Consider the following 19,026-nt stretch of genomic DNA (forward strand, 5'->3'; position numbering starts at 1 on the left):
TCACGGCGAGATTGAGATGGCGTGCGGCGCTTTGTTCCGAACGGGCGAACAGGTCTCGCAGCTGGGGCCTGAGGCCGTCTCCGCGCATCTCGGCGAGTTCATGAAGCTTTAGCATCCCATTCCTCTCGGGCATAAATTATTCTTGGGTTATCGGACGAAGGCGAGCGGCACGGTGAATGGCCAGGATGAACGGCCTGCCTCCTTCGGAATGGCGGGGAAGGGCGCGGCCCGCTGCACTGTTTCAACAGCCGCGCGATCGAGCACCGGATAGCCCGAGCTCGCCACAACGCGAATGCTACTGACAGCTCCGCTTTCGGCGACGACGAAGGAGACGCGCACCTCGCCCGTAATTCTGTCCCTCTGCGCCTCACGGGGATAGCGCAGCACGCGCCTCAGCTTGGCGACCACCTTGCCGGGATAGTTCGACAGGGCCGCGTTTCCCGACTGGTTTGTACTGCCTAGGCCACGGCGACCCGCGCCGGCGCGGGCTCCATCGGCGGCTCCGCGCTTTGCATCATGGCTGTCCCGGCCACCGGAATCGGCTGGCCGTTGTGTCTGCCGGCGTCGGGCTGGAGGCTGCGCGGCCTGCCTGTGCGCCTGAACCGCCTTTGCTTCCGCAGTTTCATTTCTCCTGGGCGGTTCGTAATGCGGGCGCGGAGTGGGCCGCGGTACGTCCAACATCGCTATGGCTTCTTCGGCGGTCTCGATCGGCGCCAGCGGCTCGATCGCGGCGGTTTCGGGCTCTGCGGGCGTGTTCGTCGCCGCTTCGGCGGGCTCGATCCGCTCCGGCTCCGTCAGTTCCGCCCGCTGGGAAACTTCGGGTGAGAGGGGGGCGGCGGGCGGAACGGGCGCCTGTTCGATCGGCAGGGAGGATGCGGCCTCAACAGGCTCGGTCGCCGTATCACGCGCAATCGGTTCGATTGACGCTGCAGGGAAGGTTACAGGCTCCACAGGTTCTGAAGACGCGCCAGCGGCGGAAAGGTCCATAAAAGCGCTGCCAAGAAGGACGATCTCGCCGCCCTGACGGCCCGCGATCTGCACGTCCGGCTCTCCCGGGAGCATGAAGACGGCGGCTCCCGCATGCAGGACGCAGGAAAGCACGAGTGCCGAGCCCCACTCCCAAGGCCGCTTCATCATTCCGTGCTGCGCTCCGTGATGATGCTAACCTTGTCCGCACCGGATTCGCGCAGCGCGCGGACGATATCTATCAGTCGTACCGCGGGCAGCTCGCGATCCGCCGCGAGCTTCACTTCGATGCCTTCCGTTTCCCCACCCTGCGCTTTCAAGCTTGCCACATAGGAGGCCGGATCGACCGTGCGACCGCCCTCGCGCAACTCGCCCTCGCTGGTGACGAACAGGGTATGGGGCAGTTCCGTCTGCTCCGCCATCACCGTTTCGATCAGGCGGATTTCGGCCTCCATCGGCGGCGCCAGCGTACCCGCGATCAGGAAGAAGATCAGCATCAGGAAGACCACATTGATCAGCGCGATGGTGCCCTCGCGCTGGCGCGGGGGTAGGGGGCGAGATAGGCGCAGCATGTCACCTCGCAACCGTTACCGAAAGGCCTGTTCCGTCGCGAATGCGTTCAAGAGCGCTCACCAATGCCTGCGAGGTGACGCCGTCGCGCACCACGAGCACGGCCTTTGCGGCACCTGCATCCTGAAGGCGCTTCAGCTCCGGCAGAGCTTCCTCGTGGGTGAAGGGCAGGCCGTTTATCTGCCACCGGTCGGATGCAAGGCGGATGAGGATGTCGGGCGCCTGAACAGCCGCGTGGGCCGATGCCGCTCCAGCTGAGATCTCCACTTTGGCAAATCGCGTGAACGTGGCGGACAGCATGAAAAAGAGCAAGAGCAGAAAGATGATGTCGATGAGCGACGTAAGCGAAAGCGGCCGCCGCCTACGGACGGGAAGATCAATGCGCATGGCCGATCTCCAAGGTGGCCTCCCTTATGACCCTGTCCGCCTGTGGCCGGCCATGGAACGCGTTGTGGCTGAGAACGGCGCTGGTCATGGTCTCGATCGCCACGCGTTCGTTCTCCACCACCGTTTCGAACCACGTCAGCACCAGCGATACTGGCATGGCCACCGCAAGGCCTGCGGCAGTGGTGAGCAGCGCGACCCAGATGCCGCCCGCAAGCAGCGACGGGTCCACGGCGTTGCCCGCCACCTGAAGCTCGCGGAAGGCTTCGATCATGCCCAGCACCGTGCCGAACAGGCCTAGCTGCGGCGCAATCTGAACCACCGCGTCAAGAGCGCGGAAGCCACGCTGCAGACCGTGCAGACGGGAAAGGGCAATGCGCGCCACCTCGTCCTCGATGGCTTCCTTGGACACGGTGCGCGGCGCGGCAAGCCGCATCGCCGCCGAAAGCGCGCTCCCCACCGGCGAACGGTCAGCCTCGAGAATGCCCCGCGCCTCGGTATAGCCGTTGTGGAACCAGGCATGGAGTGCTCGCTCCGCCCGGCGGTGCCGACCCACCTGTTCGCGCCAAAACTGCGCGAACTTCAGGAGGATGAGCGCCAGCGCAAAGACCGACAGAAGCAGGATCACGGCAACCACCGTGCCGCCCAGATCGATGAAGGTGACGATGGCGTCAACCACTCCCTGAAGCATCGTGCTCATCCTTTGCTGGCTTGGCTTGCTGCTACTTGCCGAAATCAATGTCCGTGCGTGTCGTGGCCTTGAGGCTGTCCATGCAGAGGCCAGCCTCCACGCCGTCACAGACGGCGCCGCCATTGACGAGAATACGCCCGAGCTGGTCGCATTCCACGTCCGGCAGATCGAACTGACGCACCCGCGTTTCCCCGTCGGGCAGTTCCCTGAAGTTGAGGACCGTGAGCCGCTCGACCAGGCCTTCCGAGTTGAACAGGACCACCTCATAGGCGGCGTGCGTGATGTCCTCTCCCAGCCGGTTTGTCGCGACGAAGGTCAGCCGGCACGTGCCCTCGACGGGTGCGAGGCTGTTGAGTTCGATGGAGAGGGAAGGCTCTTCACCTTCCTGGGCAGTGGCATGCACGGTGCACGCCAGCAGCATTGCCGCAAGCCAGCCTGTGGACCGCCGGGTCATGGTCAGCCTCCGAAGCGAAGCGTCGCACCAACCTTCACCGACAGGCCGGGCTGGCTGAAAACCCCGTCGGATGTGTCGACCAGCGGGACGACGTATTCTTCATCGAAGAGGTTGTCGATGCGGAAGTCGAACCGCAGATTCTCCGTCGCCTGATAGTTGGCGTAAATGTTCACTAGCGTGTAGTTCTCCGCGAAGGTCGATCCCTCAGGCGCCTCGTTGAATTGCACTTCGCCCCCGATGGTGAGACGTTCCTCCAGGAAGCGCATGCCGAGATCGGCGGTGATGCTGGTGGACGGAATGGTGGAAAGCGCGGTCCGGGTGCCGTCCTGCTGGATTTCATGCCCGTCAATGACCGACAGGCTCAGCCCGCCGAAAAACCGGCCGGCGTCATAGTAGCCCTCGAGCTCGAAGCCGTCGATTTCGGCGGCATACACATTCTGATACTGGAAGCAGGGCGGACATCCGGGTGCGCCAAACACCATCTGGGTCGTGATGAAATCTTCCACATTGGTATGGAAATAGGCCGCCTTGAGCCGCAAGTCGTCGTCGACGTGCAGCAGGCCGCTTTGGGAATAATTCAGGCCGGCTTCCCAAGTCTTGCCGGTCTCGGGCCTGAGGCTGGGATTAGGCAGGAAGCGAAAAGAAAAAGCGCTAGGGTGAATGCCGCTGATGAAGGCTTCCGAGATATTTGGCGCTCGGTATCCTTCCGCGTAGGAGCCGTAGACCTGCAACCCCGCGAGCAGTCCATCGCGGAAGGGCGATACCCCGACGCTGATGCGTGGTGAAATGCGATCGCCGGAGCTTTCGTCCGATGCCTTCAGTTCGTAGGCGTCGTACCGCAGCCCGGCCACAATCTCCAGCCAATCATAGGTGAGCTTGTCCTGGAGATAGGCGCCCCATAACGTGCGCTCGCCATTGGGATTGAAGAGATCAGGGCTTCCGGCCTCGTCCGAGGTGAAGTCATCATACACCCAGTCGCCGCCAACGGTGAGTTCGTGCTCAACGGGGCCAGTCTCAAAGTATGACGTGTTCCAGATGTCGAAGCTCGACGTACGAAGATCATAGTCGGTCGGCACACCAGCTTCAGTTTCCGTAAGGCCCATTGAGTTGAACGAGCCCTTCACATTGAGGTTGAGCCACTTCTCTTCCTCATCCGTGATCTTGAACTCCCCGGTGAATTTCTGGTCCTTAAGCTCGTTGTCCGTCTCGTCGTCGCCGGACCACTCGTTCTGCGATCCAGTCCATCCAAGGTTCAGTTCGCTGAGGTCGGTCGGTCGGAAAGTTCCCTTGATATGGCCGCTCAGCACGTCGAAGCCGGAATAGTCCACGATGTTGCCGGCGCCATCTTCATAGTTTCCGTAGTCGCGCCAGACGATGTTGCCGAGGATCGAGGCGCTATCAGTGAAGCGGTATGCGCCCGTTGCGCTCGTGGTCCAGCCGGAGCCGTTCGATTCATAGCGCGCCGTGGTCGAGAGCGCGTAGGTTTCATCTTCGTGCAGAAAGTCCTCGGCGGTCTTGGTCTGAAAATAGACCACGCCGCCGATGGCGCCGGAGCCGAAGGTGTTGGCGCTGGGCCCGCGGATGACATCGACCTGCTTGAGAAGCACGGGGTCGATCCAGAACGCCCGTGGGGTCTCATGGCCGGCCTTGTGAAAATTCTGACGCGCGCCGTCGACAATCACGGAAACGCGGCCGGCATCTTGAAGCCCGCGAATGTTGACATTGCTGACGGACGGCCGCCCGTCGGAATAGATGCTGACGCCTGGAATGCCGAACAGGAGATCGTTTGGCGTGGTTGCCACACGCTGCTCCAGACGCTCCTCTCCTATATGGCTGATGGAGGCCATAGTCTCGATCGGCGTCTCGTCCGTGCGGCTGACAACCGTGATTCTGTCAAGCAGCGTCGTGCCTGTGGGTTGCGCCTGATTCTGGGCCTCCTGTGCGGAAAGCCCCTGAACAGAAGAGATGGTCAGAACGGCCGCGCCGCCAAGCGCGGCCCTCATATGGCGAGCGGGAAGCCCTTTCATGCAAAACCCCAGATTTTCCGGCGTTATGCTGGCTGGCCTTGAAGTCGGGCTTGCTGGCTTGCCGCGCCCCCGCGGGCGAAGTTGAGTGAATTAGTCCGGTATTGCGCTTCCTAATTAACTTGATTATTGGTGTCAACAAATCAGATCGCAATCACGACGCCGCCCAGCCAGCCATGTTGCCAGCCAGGCGCCAACGGAGGGCATCGGACGTGAACACACATCTCTCCTCGGGCTCTTCAAACCCGGTGCGGGAAACGGGAGACCGTGACCGCTTCGGCGAAGGGCCTGCCGTGCGCACCGTCACCAGCGAGGAGCTTTTCCGGGGCACCACCGAGATTGCCATCAAACATGCAGGCGCATTCTACCGCCTGAGGATCACCAAACAGGGCAAGCTCATTCTCAACAAGTGAGGCGAGGGGACCATGACCGTCGAAGCGAAACTGGCGCCTGAGGATATCCGCAGGAAGCGCGCCGAAAATCCCAAGATGCGCGAGCGGGATCTTGCGCGCGTTCTCGGCATTTCGGAGGCGGAGTTGGTAGCCGCGCATTGCGGTTCTGGCGCCGTCCGGATCGAGCCTCGCGTGGCAGATTTTCTTACCGGCATGGAGGCGGTGGGAACCGTGATGGCGCTGACGCGCAACGAAAGCGCGGTGCACGAAAAGATAGGCGTCTATGAGAAGGCGTCCGTATCCGTCTCCAGCGGCAACGCCGTCGTGCTCGGGGACGAAATCGATCTCAGGATCTTCCCCTCGCGCTGGGCGCATGCCTTCGCGGTGGAGAAACGCGATGGCGAGGAGGTACGCCACAGCCTGCAGTTCTTCGACCAATCGGGCGATGCTGTCCACAAGGTGCATCTGCGCCCTGAATCCAATCTGCAGGCCTACAGAAAGCTGGTGGAAGAGCTGGCCGCTTCCGACCAGACGCCCGGCGTCAGCGTAAGCGAGATAAAGCCTGGCGAGGCCGCGCAGGAAGGTGGGCAGGCGGTTGCCGATACTCTGCGGGAGCGCTGGAGCGCCATGCAGGACGTGCATCAGTTTGTCGGTATCCTGCGGGCGCTCAAGCTTTCGCGCCAGCAGGCGGTGCGCATGATCGGCGAGGAATTCGCCTGGCAGATCGATGCGGGCTCTTTGCTGATAATGATGGAGCAGGTGGTGAACAGCCGCATCCCCATCATGTGCTTCGTGGGCAGCCGGGGCTGCATACAGATTCACTCCGGACCGATCGCAAACGTCAAGTCGATGGGCCCATGGCTTAATGTGATGGACCCGACATTCCACCTGCATCTGCGGCTCGACCACATCGCGGAGGTCTGGGCGGTGCGCAAGCCGAATTCTGACGGCCATGTCACCTCGCTGGAGGCTTATGACGCGGCGGGTCATCTCATCATCCAATTCTTCGGCAAGAGGCATGAGGGCGAAGACGAGCGCTCCGACTGGCGCACGCTCATGGAGGGCCTTCCCCGCCTGCCGCGGGCCACAGCGGCATAGGACTCCGATGCTACGAAAATTGAACCTCGGAAGCTTCCTGCTGGCCGCCCTTTTTCTGTCCGTACCGGTGAGGGCTGCATACGATCTGCCCGAACCTTTTGAGGACGCCTCTCGCCTTGTCACGATCGGCGGCTCGCTCACCGAGATCGTCTATGCCCTGGGCGAGGAGGAGCGGCTGATCGCACGGGATACGACCAGCGACTTTCCGCCGGAGGCTGCCGAATTGCCTGATATCGGCTACATGCGCCAGCTTGCCCCGGAAGGCGTTCTCTCCGTGGCCCCGAGCGCCATCCTCGCGCTGGAAGGCAGCGGGCCGCCCGAAACGATGAACGTGCTTGTAAAAGCGAGCGTACCTCTGGTGCTGGTGCCGGAAAAGTTTGATCGCGACGGCATCCTGACGAAGATCCGCTATGTCGGCGCCGCGCTTGGGCAGAACGGAAAGGCAGAAAGTCTTGCTGCTCAGGTGGCGAGCGAGATCGCGGCGGCGGAGGGTCTGACCGAGCGTATAGCCGAGCGCAAGCGCGTGCTTTTCATTCTGAGCCTGCAGGGCGGCCGGATTCTCGCCTCAGGCACGGACACGGCCGCGGACGGTATCATCAGCATGGCCGGCGGGCTCAACGCGATGGACGCGTTCTCCGGCTACAAGCCCGTATCCGATGAGGCGATCATCGAGGCGCAGCCGGATGTCATCCTGATGATGGATCGCGGCGGCGATCTCGACATAAGTGATGCTGAGCTGTTCTCGAACGTGGCCATCGCCGCCACGCCCGCCGGACAAAGGCGCGCGGTCATTCGCATGGATGGAAGCTATCTGCTTGGCTTTGGTCCACGCACGGCCGGAGCCGTTCGGGAACTCGCCGCCGCTCTCTATGGGCCTCTGGCAGTGAAGTGAGCATGCTGTCTGCGCGAACGATCCTCTTCCGGCGCTTGGAAGCCGTGCCTGAGGGTGACCGCTCGGCGCGGGCGCGGCTAGCGCTTCTGGTGCTTGCGGCCATGCTTGTCGTCGTCGCAAGCCTCAGCGTAGCCACCGGTGCTTCCGATGCCTCGCTGACAGCGGTGGTCAAATGGTGGCTGGGGCTGGTGCCGGAAGACACTCTGTCCCAGCGCGACCGGATTGTTATTCAGGAAATCCGTCTGCCACGAACGGCACTCGGCATCCTTGTGGGAGCGGCGCTGGCCGTCTCGGGAGCGCTGATGCAGGGCCTGTTCCGCAATCCGCTTGCCGATCCGGGAATTGTCGGCGTCTCCGCGGGCGCCGGGCTGGGCGCAATTGCGGTGATCGTGCTCGGCGGCACCGTGCTCGGTCCCGTGGTGTCGCTGTTCGGCATCTATGCCCTGCCGCTTGCGGCCTTCAGCGGCGGGCTGGCCACCACCCTGCTTCTTTATCGTGTCGCCACGCGGCGCGGCCAGACCTCGATCGCCACCATGCTGCTTGCCGGCATTGCTCTGGCGGCGCTTTCCGGTGCGCTGTCCGGAATCCTTGTCTATCTCGCGGATGACCGGCAGCTGCGCGATCTCACCTTCTGGGCGCTCGGCTCGCTCGGCGGCGCCACCTGGACGAAAATCCTTGCGGCCGGGCCGGTCATCGCTCTCGCGTTCGTGGCTACTCCTTTACTTGCGCGCGGCCTCGATGCCCTGGCTCTGGGCGAGGCTTCCGCGCGCCATTTGGGCGTTCCGGTCCAACGCCTCAAGGCAGCCGCCATTCTCTCGGTAGCGGCGGCGACAGGCGCCTCCGTCGCCGTCTCGGGCGGCATCGGCTTCATCGGAATCGTGGTGCCGCATCTGTTGCGGCTGATAATCGGCCCGGACCATCGCTTCCTGCTGCCGGCCTCGGCGCTTCTGGGCGCAAGCCTGCTTCTGCTTGCCGATTCCGTCAGCCGCACGATCGTCCCGCCGGCGGAGCTGCCCATCGGCATCGTCACGGCGGTCTTCGGTGCGCCCTTCTTCCTGTGGGTGCTTCTGCGCCGCCGCGGCGTTCTCGATCTGTGAGCAGAATTCATGATCGAAGCCAGCAGCCTCACCGTCTCCATCGGCCACAAGCTCATCCTGAGCGGCGTGGACTTTGCCGCCCGGCCCGGCGAGGTGACCGCCGTGGTGGGTCCAAACGGCTCGGGAAAATCGACGCTGATCAAGGCGCTTTCAGGCGATCTGCCCTATGGCGGCAGCATTACACTCAACGGGCGGGAGCTCTCTTCGATGCGGCCTGCCGAAGCGGCGGCGCTGCGCGCCGTGCTGCCGCAGGCGGCAAGCCTGTCCTTTCCCTACACGGTGCGCGAAGTGGTTCGGCTCGGGATTCTCGGCGGGCACTCCGGAACGCTTCCCCACCAGGAGCAGAGCCTACCGGAGCGCGCATTAGCCAGGGTCGATCTGGCGGGATTTGCCGGCCGCTATTACCAGGAGCTTTCAGGAGGCGAGCAGCAGCGTGTACAGTTGGCGCGCGTGCTTTGCCAGGTCTGGAAGCCGGTGCTTGACGGCCAGCCGCGCTATCTGCTTCTTGACGAGCCCGTTTCGAGCCTCGACATCAAGCATCAGCTTCTTGTGATGCGGATCGCCCGCGCTTTTGCCGGGGAGGGCGGCGGCGTGATTGCCGTTCTGCACGATCTGAACCTGATGGCCGCCTGCGCCGATCGCGCCGTAGTCATGAAGAACGGCCGTGCCGTGGCAGCCGGAACGCCGGCGGACGTGATGCGGAACGGGTTGTTGTCCGATGTGTTCGATTGCGCGCTGAAAGTGGGCGTCGTGCCTCAAGGCGCAACGCCTTTCGTGCTGCCTCAGACCGCGGAAGAGTAGGGGTCTGCTGTGAGCAATTCCGGGAAAGTTTCAGCCGGTCCGACTAAGTGACCGTAGCGGGAATTTCCGGCAACGCCTCGATGCCGAGCAGGTCGCGCATGTTGGGCCGCGCATCCACGATGTCGCGGATGGAGTAGGAAGAAAGCACCTCGAAGAAGGCGCCCAGCGCCTCGCGAAGGGCTTGGTTGAGACCGCAGCTGTCAACGAGCGGACAGTCCGAATCCGCCTCGAAGCACTCCGCCATGGTAAAGTTGTCTTCCGTGACGCGAATGACGTCGAAGAGGCTTATCTCCTCGGCGGGCTTGGCGAGCCGCACACCGCCATTGCGGCCGCGCACGGTCTGCACAAGCCCGGCTTCCACCAGCGGCTGAAGGATTTTGAACAGGAACAGATCGGACAGCGAATAGGCCTTTGCGATATCCGGAATGCGGCTCAGACGTCCCTCGTTGGCCGCACAATACATGAGGATGCGGATCGCATAGTTCGTTTGCCGGGTCAGACGCATGGCGGTCCTTTCGCATTCCCGGTTGCGACGGAACCGGGCTCCGCTCTCAATATGGACTAAAGATTAGAACAATTCCAGAGAGCAGTCATAAAAACTTGATCTTTGTAATCAGCAAAGGTGATGACGCATCGCGCTGGCCACACTGCTGGCGCCCCAGCACACCGGAGATCGCCAAGATTGCCAGCCGCTATGACTGATTGAAGGCTTCGCGCAGGACCTCAAACGGCGCAAGCGCGCCATGCACCTGAATCACCGCCGCTGCGACGCGGTGGGCGCGGCGGACGGCCGCCTCTGGAGCATCGCCCGCGAGCCGGGCGGCGAGATACGCGCCATTGAAGGAATCGCCCGCGCCGGTGGTGTCGACCGGGTTTGCGACCGGTTCCGCTCCGATCACCGATTCCTTTCCGTCCGCGAAGAGGACCACCGGGTCGGAACCGTTCTTGACGACCACTTCGCCGACGCCGGCATCCCGCATGCGGCGCACGGTGGCTTGCGGGTCGGCATCGCCATAAAGAGATTCTTCGTCAGGGAAGGTGGGCAATGCGATGTCGCACAACGCAAGCGCCTTGTCGAACGCCGCACGCGCGGCGTCCTCCGCGGTCCAAAGCCGCGACCGGTAATTGGGATCGAAGGCAATACGGCTGCCCGATTGGCGCGCTTCCCGGATCGTCGCGAACAGCGTCTTGCGCGCGTCCTCCTCGAGAATTGCCAAAGTTATCCCGGAAAAATAGATAAGTCGCCGGTTTTCCAGACTTTTTTTCAGTGCGGCCTTGTCGTCGGCAAGCAGGCGCGCGGCGGAATCGGCCCGCCAATAGGTGAACGAGCGTTCGGCCCCCGTCAACGTGATCGCATAAAGCCCGGGCCTTCGTCCGGGGATGACCGGGCTTGCAGCCGTTCCGATGCCGTTTTCCGCAAAGAATGCCTTTTGCTGAACGGAGAAGGGATCGTCCCCGAAGGCGCTTACATAGTCGGCCGGCATGGATTCAGGTGTGAGCGCCCGAATGGCCCAAAGCGTGTTGAAGGTGTCGCCGGCATAGCCGAGGCGCCAGTTGCTGTTCTTCCCGCCGGAAAGCTCCAGCATGCACTCGCCGATCGACACTACGCCGCCCTTCCTCATACTCTAGCCCTCTGTAATGGAACAGCCGCGCATAGCACGTTGCAGGAAGCTGGCCAACGGCATTCGCCATCGTGTGAGGGGCGTGTTACGTTCGCGTTCAATTCCGGCCAGACGTTTCCTGCTGGCAAGTGTCGGATTCCGCTTCGCTCGGGCGTCCTTTGGGCGTTGACACCCCGGAAAGTTGCGGTGGTTGCGGGGGCGCAGGCGTCAAAGATTGAAGGACGAAACCATGCCGAAAATGATCTTTCTGAACCTTCCGGTGAAGGACCTTGCTGCCTCGATTCGTTTCTACGAAGCCATTGGTTGCCAGAAGAACGAGCAGTTCAGTGACGAGAACGCTGCCTCTATGGTCTGGTCCGACACAATCGTCTTCCAACTGCTGACGCACGAGTACTTCTCAACCTTCACCAGTAAACCGATTGCCGATGCCCATGAGCGCACTGGCATGCTGATTGCCCTTTCGCGCGACAGCCGCGCCGCGGTGGACGAGATCACCGAGGCTGCGGCGGCTGCGGGAGGCAGAGCCGATGTCAGCGAGCGTCAGGAACTGGGCTTCATGTATGTCCGTACCTTCGCGGACCCCGACGGCCACATCTTCGAGCCGATGTGGATGGACATGAGCGCAGCCTCGGGCGCCTCAGAAGGCTAGGCTTAGACCTCACCGGTCCTTCACCGTCTCCATGGCGACGAAGGTCGAGGTGTGCGAGACATGCGGCAGGCTTGAAATCTTCTCGCCCAGGACGCGGCGGTAGGCTGCGATATCCTTCGTACGGACCTTCAGGAGGTAATCGAAGCTCGCCGCGATCATGTGGCATTCCTCGATCTCGGGAATGTCCCCTACTGCCCTGTTGAAGGCCTCCAGAGCGGCGGAACGCGTGTCGGATAGTGTAACCTGTACGAAGGCGACGTGGCCTTCGCCCAGGCGGTCATGGTCGATGATGGCGGCATAGCCCCGGATATAACCATCCTCTTCCAGACGCTTCAGCCGCGTCTGCACCGGCGTCTTGGTCAGGCCGACGCGGCGGCCAAGCTCGGCGGCGGACAGCCGGCCGTTTTTCGCCAGAGTGTCCAGGATTTTGCGGTCGATACGGTCCAATCGATCTGACACAGCGCTGATTCTACGATTTACGATGATCTTTGGAGGAATATTTCAGCCAGTTTTGCCTAACAACAGCGCCACTTCAGACCGCCCCGACAATTCCCATATGGTATGAAGTGTACCGTCCCGAAAGGCAAGCGGAGGCTCCGATGTCCGTGCCCGATCTGCGTTCCTTACGCGACGAGATCCGGAAGCACTATCTGGCAGACGAAGCCGCATCATTGACACGGCTGATCGATCTGGCAGGCCTGTCACTGCCCCGCCGTGAAGCGATCAGCGCGCATGCGGCCGAGCTTGTCAGGGCCGTGCGGACCGGATCGGACCGGCATCTGATGGAGTCCTTTCTCGCCGAATACGGCCTCTCCACCGCCGAAGGCGTGGCGCTCATGTGCCTGGCCGAGGCGCTGCTTCGGGTACCCGACGCCGAGACGGTAGACGATCTCATCCGCGACAAGATTGCCCCGCACGACTGGTCGGCCCATTCGGGCGAATCCGCCTCCATTCTCGTCAACGCCTCCACTTGGGCGCTGATGCTGACCGGGCGGGTGCTCGACGATTCCGGGGAAGGCGTCGAAGCGACCCTGCGCGCCATGGTCCGCCGTCTCGGCGAGCCCGTCATCCGAGCGGCCGTTGCCGCTGCGATGCGCGAAATGGGCGAACAGTTCGTACTCGGCCGCACTATCGGCGAGGCGCTGCGGCGAGGGCGGGACAAGACCGCCAAGGGGTACACCTACTCCTATGACATGCTTGGCGAGGCCGCGCGCACCAGCGCGGACGCGGAGCGCTATTTCGAGGCCTACCGAAAGGCGATTGCTGCGCTCAAGGGAGAGGCCAGGAGCGACGACATCCGCCTGAATCCGGGCATATCCGTCAAGCTGTCGGCGCTGCATCCGCGTTATGAAGCCACTCAGCGCGAGAACATGCTGCCGGACATGGCGGAACGGTTGCTCACGCTAGCGCGGGAGGCGAGTGTCGCGCGCATGGGCCTCAATATCGATGCAGAGGAGGCCGACCGGCTAGACCTCTCACTCGATGTGATTGAAAAGGTGCTGTCTGACCGCTCGCTTGAAGGCTGGGATGGGTTCGGCGTGGTCGTACAGGCCTATGGCCAGCGCGCCCCTTACGTGCTCGATTGGCTCTACGCGCTCGCCCGGAAACTGGACCGGAGGATCATGGTCCGCCTCGTCAAGGGCGCCTATTGGGACACGGAGATCAAGCGGGCGCAGGTGATGGGCCTTGCAGGCTATCCCGTCTTCACGCGCAAGGTGAATACGGACGTTTCCTACATTGCCTGCGCGCGCAAGATTCTTTCCATGACGGACCGCATCTATCCGCAATTCGCCACCCACAACGCCCACACGGTGGCCGCCGTTCTCTCATTGGCCGAGAACCGTGATGCGTTCGAGTTTCAGCGCCTTCACGGCATGGGCGAGGCGCTGCATGAAATCGTCCGCCGACGTGAGGGTACGCGCTGCCGCATCTATGCCCCGGTCGGCGCGCATGAGGATCTGCTTGCCTATCTGGTGCGCCGGCTCCTGGAAAACGGCGCCAACTCCTCTTTCGTGCACCAGATCGTCGACGAGGAGGTGAGCGCGGAGGAGATCGCGCGCGATCCCTTCCTGGCGGCGGAAGCCAATGAGGAGGCCGCTAATCCCGCCATCGTGCGGCCGGCGGACATTTTCGGCCCGCAGCGGAAGAATTCAAAAGGTTTCGACCTTACCGACCCCGTGACCCTGGCCGCTATAGAGGAAGCTCGAAAGCCTTTCCTCCCACCGTACCGTTGGCAGGCGGCACCTGTCACACGGGCGAAGGGCAAGGGAAAGGCGCGCGAGGTGCTCAACCCGGCCCACACCGGCGAGGTGGTGGGTACGGTGATCGATGCCTCCGCCGAGCAGGTGAGGGAAGCTGTCTCCCTCGCGGCTGCGGCACAGCCTGCCTGGGCTGCCCGCCCTGTGACCAAACGGGCGGACATTCTGCGCCGCATCGCGGATCTCTATGAGGAACACTACGGGGAATTCTTCGCACTCACCGCTCGCGAGGCAGGCAAAAACGTGGCCGACAGCGTGGCGGAGCTGCGCGAGGCGGTGGACTTCCTGCGCTACTATGCGGATATGGCTCCGCGCGCAGAGGCCGATACCGAGGCGCGCGGCGTGATCGCCTGCATCTCGCCGTGGAACTTTCCGCTCGCTATCTTCACCGGGCAGATCGCTGCGGCTCTGGTCACCGGCAATGCCGTCGTGGCGAAGCCTGCCGAGCAAACCTGCCTGATCGCCGCCCGCGCGGTTGCCCTCATGCACGAGGCAGGGGTCCCACGGGACGTGCTTCATCTCCTGCCGGGTGACGGCCCCGCTGTAGGTCAGCCGCTGACGGCCGATCCGCGCATTGCGGGCGTCTGCTTCACCGGCTCCACGGAAGTTGCCCGCCTCATCGAGCGCCAGCTTGCCGAAACGGCCGCACCGGACGCCATGCTGATTGCCGAGACCGGCGGCATCAACGCCATGATCGTCGACTCCACCGCGCTGCCGGAGCAGGCCGTACGCGACATTCTGGCATCTGCCTTTCAGAGCGCAGGTCAGCGCTGCTCGGCACTGCGCGTGCTCTATGTGCAAAAGGATGTGGAGGCACGCATGGTGACGATGCTGCAGGGTGCCATGCAGGCGCTCACCGTGGGCAACCCGTGGCGGCTCTCCACCGATGTGGGCCCCGTCATCGATGATGAGGCGATGGCGGGCATCACCCGCTATTGCCGCGAGATGGAAGAAAAGGGCCGCCTTATCGCCAAGACGCAAGCGCCCGAGGGCGGCCGGTTCGTACCGCCCGCCGCCTTTCGGGTGAGCGGCATCGATGAGGTGGAGCGCGAGGTCTTCGGCCCCGTCTTGCATGTGGCAACCTTCGAGGCAGAGGATTTGCCGAAAGTCATTTCCGAAGTCAATGGAAAGGGTTACGGGCTGACCTTCGGGCTCCACACGCGGATTGACGCGCGCGTGCAGGAGGTGCTCGACCAAGTCCGCGCGGGCAACATCTATGTCAACCGCAATCAGATCGGCGCAGTGGTCGGCTCGCAGCCCTTTGGCGGGCGGGGGCTTTCCGGCACCGGACCCAAGGCCGGCGGACCGCTCTATCTCCGCCGCTTCCGCCGCAGCGCCAGCGGAGCCGAGGAGCGGCCAGCGGATGGCCCCGCGATCGGTGCGGAGACGCTTGCAGGCTTGATGCCTGATGCCGCAGGCTGGGCTAAGCGTGCCGACCGCATTGTCGCTCTGCGGGAGGCTTTGCGCGGACGCTGGCCGGACGCGCTTGCCGCCGCGGCTGCGCTCGATCATGGGCCGGTGGACCTGCCTGGGCCGACGGGTGAAGCCAACGCCTACGCGCTTTTGCCGCGCGGCCGCGTTCTGTGTCTTGGCGCAGGAAGAGATGCGCTTGCCGCGCAGGTGATCCAGGCTCTCGCCGCAGGCAACGCGGTCTTGGCGGTCGGCGCAAATGCGCAAGCCACGCTGCAGCCGCTGCTTGGCAGGGGCTTTCCCCTAGCGGCCGGGGATGGAACGCTCCTGCCGGAGGCATTGCAGGAACTTGATATCGATCTCGTCGCGGCCAGCGGCGCGCTCGACTGGATGGCCGCCTTGCGGCGTGCGCTGGCGAAGCGCGAGGGGGCGATCGTACCGCTCGTGAGCGAGCTTCTCTATCCCGCCGCTTATGTGCATGAGCGCGCTGTGTGCGTGGACACCACCGCCGCAGGCGGCAATGCGAGCCTGATGGCGACAGCCTAGCTTCTCACTTAAGCCGTGTTGAGGCCCAGCCTGCGCGATGGGGCTTTAGCATTGCCCGCCGGAATGACGGCGGGCACTGGACAGGGCGTGCGCCATGCCCCACATATGCGCCGTGGGGTTTCCGGTTGGTCTGCCCCTCCGGTAAGGCGTCCTTTGTGTCAAGGCGAGCGGACCAGGCTTTGCCGAAATTTTTGACCGCCGCGCTCGCGCAATCCGTATTGTCAGCACGACAGAAGGGCTTAAAATCATCTCCAGGTTACCTACATGTTGCAGCCCGATGGGTGCGCAACGAAAATGGGAATGTCGAAGATCGGCGAGAGTGAAATGCCAGGCGACGCTTTGCGGATGAGCCGTGGGGACGACGAGGGCAACAACACCGGGCGCGGCACAGCAGTCATCACGCGCACCAGGACAAAGACCAGGAAGCCGAGCCTGTATCGCGTACTGTTATTGAACGACGACTACACGCCGATGGAGTTTGTCGTTCACGTTCTGGAGCGGTTCTTCCAGAAGGACCATGAGACCGCGACCAAAATCATGTGGCACGTCCACAATCATGGCGTCGGCGAGTGCGGCGTCTACACGTTCGAAGTGGCCGAGACCAAGGTGGCTCAGGTCATGGATTTTGCCCGTCAGCATCAGCACCCGTTGCAATGCGTGATGGAGAAGAAATGAGGGATTGAATGCCGGCTTTCTCGCAGGGCCTGGAACGTGCGCTTCACCAGGCGCTGACCTATGCCAATGAACGCCACCATGAATATGCTACGCTGGAGCATCTTCTCCTGGCGCTCATCGATGACAATGACGCGGCCGCAGTCATGCGGGCGTGCAATGTCGACCTCGACGAGCTGAGGCGCACCGTCACCGACTATATCGACAACGAGCTGGACAACCTCGTCACCGGTTATGACGAGGATTCAAAGCCCACCGCTGGCTTCCAGCGTGTGATCCAGCGCGCTGTCATCCATGTGCAGTCGTCCGGCCGGGAAGAGGTATCTGGCGCCAACGTGCTCGTGGCCATTTTTGCCGAGCGCGAAAGCCACGCCGCCTACTTCCTGCAAGAACAGCAGATGACCCGCTATGACGCGGTCAACTATATCAGCCACGGCATCGCCAAGCGGCCGGGCGCCAGCGAGACGCGCACTCCACGCGGCGCTGACGAGGATCAGGCCGGTGCGGCAGGCGCGGAAACGGAAGAGGGCAGCAAGAAGAAGCAGCAGCAGGACGCGCTGTCTGCCTACTGCGTCAATCTGAACGCCAAGGCGAGGGCAGGGCGGATCGATCCGCTGATTGGCCGCGAGGCGGAAATCAACAGGACCATCCAGGTTCTGTGCCGGCGTTCGAAGAACAACCCGCTTTATGTGGGCGATCCCGGCGTGGGCAAGACGGCCATTGCCGAGGGGCTCGCCAAGCGCATTGTCGATGGCGAGGTTCCCGACGTGCTGGCCGATGCCACCATCTTCGCCCTAGACATGGGCACGCTGCTTGCCGGAACGCGCTATCGCGGCGATTTCGAGGAACGTCTGAAGCAGGTCGTCAAGGAGCTCGAGGATTTCCCGGGTGCCATCCTGTTCATCGACGAGATCCATACAGTGATCGGCGCGGGCGCCACCTCCGGCGGCGCCATGGATGCCTCGAACCTGCTCAAGCCAGCGCTCTCTTCGGGCGCGATCCGTTGCATTGGTTCAACCACTTATAAAGAGTTCCGGCAGTTCTTCGAGAAGGACCGCGCGCTGGTGCGCCGGTTCCAGAAGATCGACGTCAACGAGCCGAGCGTGGCGGACGCGGTGGAGATCATGAAGGGGCTGAAGCCCTATTTCGAGAACTTCCACCGGGTGCGTTACACCAATGAGGCGATAAAGGCGGCGGTGGAGCTGTCTGCGCGCTACATCAACGATCGCAAGCTGCCCGACAAGGCGATCGACGTAATCGACGAGACGGGCGCCTCGCAGAAGCTTCTGCCTGAATCCAAGCGGCGCAAGACGATCACCGTCAAGGAGATCGAGGCCACCATCGCCACCATGGCCCGCATCCCGCCGAAGACCGTATCGGCGGATGACGAGAAAGTGCTCGCGGGTCTCGAGGCCGAGCTGAAGCGCGTGGTCTATGGTCAGGACAAGGCGATCGAGGCCCTTGCCTCGGCGATCAAGCTGGCCCGCGCAGGCTTGCGCGAACCGGAGAAGCCGATCGGCTCCTACCTGTTCTCCGGTCCCACGGGCGTGGGCAAGACCGAGGTCGCGCGGCAGCTTGCCACTTCGCTGGGTGTCGAGCTGCTGCGCTTCGACATGTCCGAATACATGGAGCGGCACACCGTCTCCCGCCTGATCGGCGCGCCTCCCGGTTATGTGGGCTTCGACCAGGGCGGCTTGCTGACCGATGGCGTCGATCAGCACCCGCACTGCGTGCTGCTTCTGGATGAGATCGAGAAGGCACATCCGGACCTGTTCAACATCCTGTTGCAGGTCATGGACCATGGCAAGCTGACCGACCACAACGGCAAGCGCATCGACTTCCGCAACGTCATCCTCATCATGACGACCAATGCGGGCGCGGCGGATCTGGCGAAGCCGGCGATCGGCTTCGGCTCGTCCAGACGCGAAGGCGACGACATGGAGGCGATCAACCGGCTGTTCTCGCCCGAGTTCCGCAACCGGCTCGACGCGATCATTCCCTTCGCTCCGCTCCCGGAGCCGGTGGTCCATCAGGTGGTGCAGAAATTCGTCATGCAGCTCGAGGCGCAGCTTGCCGAGCGCCGGGTTACCTTCGATCTGTCGGAGGAGGCCGTCGCCTGGCTTGCCGCGAAGGGCTATGACGAGCGCATGGGCGCCCGCCCGCTGGGCCGCGTCATTCAGGAGCACATCAAGAAGCCGCTCGCCGAGGAGGTGCTGTTCGGCAAGCTGAAGCGCGGTGGCACGGTGAAGGTGACGGTCGAGACGAACGAAGCGGGCGAGACCGGGCTGAAGCTCGAAACGATCCCTGACGACGCGCCAGTGAAGCCGAAACGCGAAACGCCGTCTTCAAGCAAGCCCACGGCAAAGCGCAGTGCGCCGCGCAAGGCAAAGTCAAAGGCGGCGAAGCAACCGCCAGCACTGCGGGAGCCCCCGAAGCGCAGTCTCGTTCCGCAGCTGCCGCGCAAGAATTAGGCAATCTGCGCAGACTACTCAGGAAGGCG

The 19,026-nt window shown here is 63.1% G+C and carries 18 protein-coding genes; 9 read left to right on the forward strand and 9 right to left on the reverse strand.

Features of this window, described 5'->3' with window-relative positions; all coding sequences use genetic code 11:
* Window positions 1-147: 147 nt before the first annotated feature.
* Genes NYR54_RS03870 through NYR54_RS03895 form a run of 6 tightly spaced genes read right to left on the reverse strand, consistent with a single transcriptional unit; the run spans window position 148 to window position 5,092 of the window.
* Window positions 148-1,137, reverse strand: a complete 990-nt coding sequence (locus tag NYR54_RS03870) for a TonB family protein (protein ID WP_261514196.1) — start codon at window positions 1,135-1,137, stop codon at window positions 148-150.
* Window positions 1,134-1,538, reverse strand: coding sequence for an ExbD/TolR family protein (locus NYR54_RS03875; RefSeq protein ID WP_261514197.1), 405 nt, complete (start codon window positions 1,536-1,538; stop codon window positions 1,134-1,136). Before NYR54_RS03875 ends, NYR54_RS03870 begins: the two co-directional genes overlap by 4 nt.
* A 1-nt stretch (window position 1,539) precedes the next feature.
* Window positions 1,540-1,923: a biopolymer transporter ExbD gene (locus NYR54_RS03880; RefSeq protein WP_261514198.1), complete on the reverse strand. Its 384-nt coding sequence runs from the start codon at window positions 1,921-1,923 to the stop codon at window positions 1,540-1,542.
* Window positions 1,913-2,611 (reverse strand): MotA/TolQ/ExbB proton channel family protein, encoded by a 699-nt coding sequence (locus tag NYR54_RS03885; protein ID WP_261514199.1) that lies wholly within the window; start codon window positions 2,609-2,611, stop codon window positions 1,913-1,915. Before NYR54_RS03885 ends, NYR54_RS03880 begins: the two co-directional genes overlap by 11 nt.
* A 31-nt stretch (window positions 2,612-2,642) precedes the next feature.
* On the reverse strand, window positions 2,643-3,065 hold the full coding sequence (locus NYR54_RS03890) for a hypothetical protein (RefSeq protein WP_261514200.1): 423 nt from the start codon (window positions 3,063-3,065) through the stop codon (window positions 2,643-2,645).
* Window positions 3,066-3,067: 2 nt separating this feature from the next.
* A complete protein-coding gene (locus NYR54_RS03895; RefSeq protein WP_261514201.1) occupies window positions 3,068-5,092 on the reverse strand; it encodes a TonB-dependent receptor domain-containing protein in 2,025 nt (674 codons plus the stop codon).
* A gap of 209 nt (window positions 5,093-5,301) precedes the next feature.
* Between NYR54_RS03895 and hemP the strand changes: the two genes are divergently transcribed.
* Genes hemP through NYR54_RS03920 form a run of 5 tightly spaced genes read left to right on the forward strand, consistent with a single transcriptional unit; the run spans window position 5,302 to window position 9,369 of the window.
* Window positions 5,302-5,502, forward strand: coding sequence for a hemin uptake protein HemP (gene hemP / locus NYR54_RS03900; RefSeq protein ID WP_423738560.1), 201 nt, complete (start codon window positions 5,302-5,304; stop codon window positions 5,500-5,502).
* A 12-nt stretch (window positions 5,503-5,514) separates the two neighbouring features.
* Window positions 5,515-6,579: a hemin-degrading factor gene (locus tag NYR54_RS03905; RefSeq protein ID WP_261514203.1), complete on the forward strand. Its 1,065-nt coding sequence runs from the start codon at window positions 5,515-5,517 to the stop codon at window positions 6,577-6,579.
* A gap of 7 nt (window positions 6,580-6,586) precedes the next feature.
* A complete protein-coding gene (locus NYR54_RS03910) occupies window positions 6,587-7,471 on the forward strand; it encodes a heme/hemin ABC transporter substrate-binding protein (protein ID WP_261514204.1) in 885 nt (294 codons plus the stop codon).
* A 2-nt stretch (window positions 7,472-7,473) separates the two neighbouring features.
* Window positions 7,474-8,568, forward strand: coding sequence for a FecCD family ABC transporter permease (locus tag NYR54_RS03915; protein WP_261514205.1), 1,095 nt, complete (start codon window positions 7,474-7,476; stop codon window positions 8,566-8,568).
* A 9-nt stretch (window positions 8,569-8,577) separates the two neighbouring features.
* Window positions 8,578-9,369, forward strand: coding sequence for a heme ABC transporter ATP-binding protein (locus NYR54_RS03920; protein ID WP_261514206.1), 792 nt, complete (start codon window positions 8,578-8,580; stop codon window positions 9,367-9,369).
* A 43-nt stretch (window positions 9,370-9,412) separates the two neighbouring features.
* On the opposite strand, the gene rirA is transcribed toward NYR54_RS03920, so the two are convergent.
* Window positions 9,413-9,874, reverse strand: coding sequence for an iron-responsive transcriptional regulator RirA (rirA, locus tag NYR54_RS03925; RefSeq protein ID WP_261514209.1), 462 nt, complete (start codon window positions 9,872-9,874; stop codon window positions 9,413-9,415).
* A gap of 187 nt (window positions 9,875-10,061) precedes the next feature.
* Window positions 10,062-10,991 (reverse strand): sugar kinase, encoded by a 930-nt coding sequence (locus NYR54_RS03930; RefSeq protein WP_261514210.1) that lies wholly within the window; start codon window positions 10,989-10,991, stop codon window positions 10,062-10,064.
* A 229-nt stretch (window positions 10,992-11,220) separates the two neighbouring features.
* Between NYR54_RS03930 and NYR54_RS03935 the strand changes: the two genes are divergently transcribed.
* Window positions 11,221-11,640, forward strand: coding sequence for a VOC family protein (locus NYR54_RS03935; protein ID WP_261514211.1), 420 nt, complete (start codon window positions 11,221-11,223; stop codon window positions 11,638-11,640).
* A 9-nt stretch (window positions 11,641-11,649) separates the two neighbouring features.
* Here the strand turns inward: NYR54_RS03935 and NYR54_RS03940 are convergent, their stop codons facing one another.
* Window positions 11,650-12,099: an Lrp/AsnC family transcriptional regulator gene (locus NYR54_RS03940; RefSeq protein WP_261514212.1), complete on the reverse strand. Its 450-nt coding sequence runs from the start codon at window positions 12,097-12,099 to the stop codon at window positions 11,650-11,652.
* A gap of 140 nt (window positions 12,100-12,239) precedes the next feature.
* Here NYR54_RS03940 and putA point away from each other — a divergent pair, with 140 nt between their 5' ends.
* The 3 genes from putA (at window position 12,240) to clpA (ending at window position 18,997) form a co-directional block, all read left to right on the forward strand.
* Complete coding sequence (gene putA / locus NYR54_RS03945; protein ID WP_261514213.1) at window positions 12,240-15,854, forward strand: bifunctional proline dehydrogenase/L-glutamate gamma-semialdehyde dehydrogenase PutA; 3,615 nt, start codon at window positions 12,240-12,242, stop codon at window positions 15,852-15,854.
* Window positions 15,855-16,199: 345 nt separating this feature from the next.
* Complete coding sequence (gene clpS / locus NYR54_RS03950; protein WP_261514460.1) at window positions 16,200-16,529, forward strand: ATP-dependent Clp protease adapter ClpS; 330 nt, start codon at window positions 16,200-16,202, stop codon at window positions 16,527-16,529.
* Between the two features lie 8 nt (window positions 16,530-16,537).
* Window positions 16,538-18,997 carry an ATP-dependent Clp protease ATP-binding subunit ClpA gene (gene clpA / locus NYR54_RS03955; RefSeq protein ID WP_261514214.1) on the forward strand — a complete coding sequence of 820 codons (2,460 nt, stop codon included), beginning with the start codon at window positions 16,538-16,540 and terminating at the stop codon, window positions 18,995-18,997.
* Window positions 18,998-19,026: the final 29 nt, after the last annotated feature.

Source organism: Chelativorans petroleitrophicus (genome assembly GCF_025398195.1).
In the GTDB taxonomy this organism is placed as follows: domain Bacteria; phylum Pseudomonadota; class Alphaproteobacteria; order Rhizobiales; family Rhizobiaceae; genus Chelativorans; species Chelativorans petroleitrophicus.

Excerpts from the sequence above, each read along its gene's own strand:
- NYR54_RS03870 (WP_261514196.1), bottom strand. The coding sequence starts at position 1,137 with ATGATGAAGCGGCCTTGGGAGTGGGGCTCGGCACTCGTGCTTTCCTGC.
- NYR54_RS03875 (WP_261514197.1), bottom strand. The coding sequence starts at position 1,538 with ATGCTGCGCCTATCTCGCCCCCTACCCCCGCGCCAGCGCGAGGGCACC.
- NYR54_RS03880 (WP_261514198.1), bottom strand. The coding sequence starts at position 1,923 with ATGCGCATTGATCTTCCCGTCCGTAGGCGGCGGCCGCTTTCGCTTACG.
- NYR54_RS03885 (WP_261514199.1), bottom strand. The coding sequence starts at position 2,611 with ATGCTTCAGGGAGTGGTTGACGCCATCGTCACCTTCATCGATCTGGGC.
- NYR54_RS03890 (WP_261514200.1), bottom strand. The coding sequence starts at position 3,065 with ATGACCCGGCGGTCCACAGGCTGGCTTGCGGCAATGCTGCTGGCGTGC.
- NYR54_RS03895 (WP_261514201.1), bottom strand. The coding sequence starts at position 5,092 with ATGAAAGGGCTTCCCGCTCGCCATATGAGGGCCGCGCTTGGCGGCGCG.
- NYR54_RS03905 (WP_261514203.1), top strand. The coding sequence starts at position 5,515 with ATGACCGTCGAAGCGAAACTGGCGCCTGAGGATATCCGCAGGAAGCGC.
- NYR54_RS03910 (WP_261514204.1), top strand. The coding sequence starts at position 6,587 with ATGCTACGAAAATTGAACCTCGGAAGCTTCCTGCTGGCCGCCCTTTTT.
- NYR54_RS03915 (WP_261514205.1), top strand. The coding sequence starts at position 7,474 with ATGCTGTCTGCGCGAACGATCCTCTTCCGGCGCTTGGAAGCCGTGCCT.
- NYR54_RS03920 (WP_261514206.1), top strand. The coding sequence starts at position 8,578 with ATGATCGAAGCCAGCAGCCTCACCGTCTCCATCGGCCACAAGCTCATC.
- rirA (WP_261514209.1), bottom strand. The coding sequence starts at position 9,874 with ATGCGTCTGACCCGGCAAACGAACTATGCGATCCGCATCCTCATGTAT.
- NYR54_RS03930 (WP_261514210.1), bottom strand. The coding sequence starts at position 10,991 with ATGAGGAAGGGCGGCGTAGTGTCGATCGGCGAGTGCATGCTGGAGCTT.
- NYR54_RS03935 (WP_261514211.1), top strand. The coding sequence starts at position 11,221 with ATGCCGAAAATGATCTTTCTGAACCTTCCGGTGAAGGACCTTGCTGCC.
- putA (WP_261514213.1), top strand. The coding sequence starts at position 12,240 with ATGTCCGTGCCCGATCTGCGTTCCTTACGCGACGAGATCCGGAAGCAC.
- clpS (WP_261514460.1), top strand. The coding sequence starts at position 16,200 with ATGAGCCGTGGGGACGACGAGGGCAACAACACCGGGCGCGGCACAGCA.
- clpA (WP_261514214.1), top strand. The coding sequence starts at position 16,538 with ATGCCGGCTTTCTCGCAGGGCCTGGAACGTGCGCTTCACCAGGCGCTG.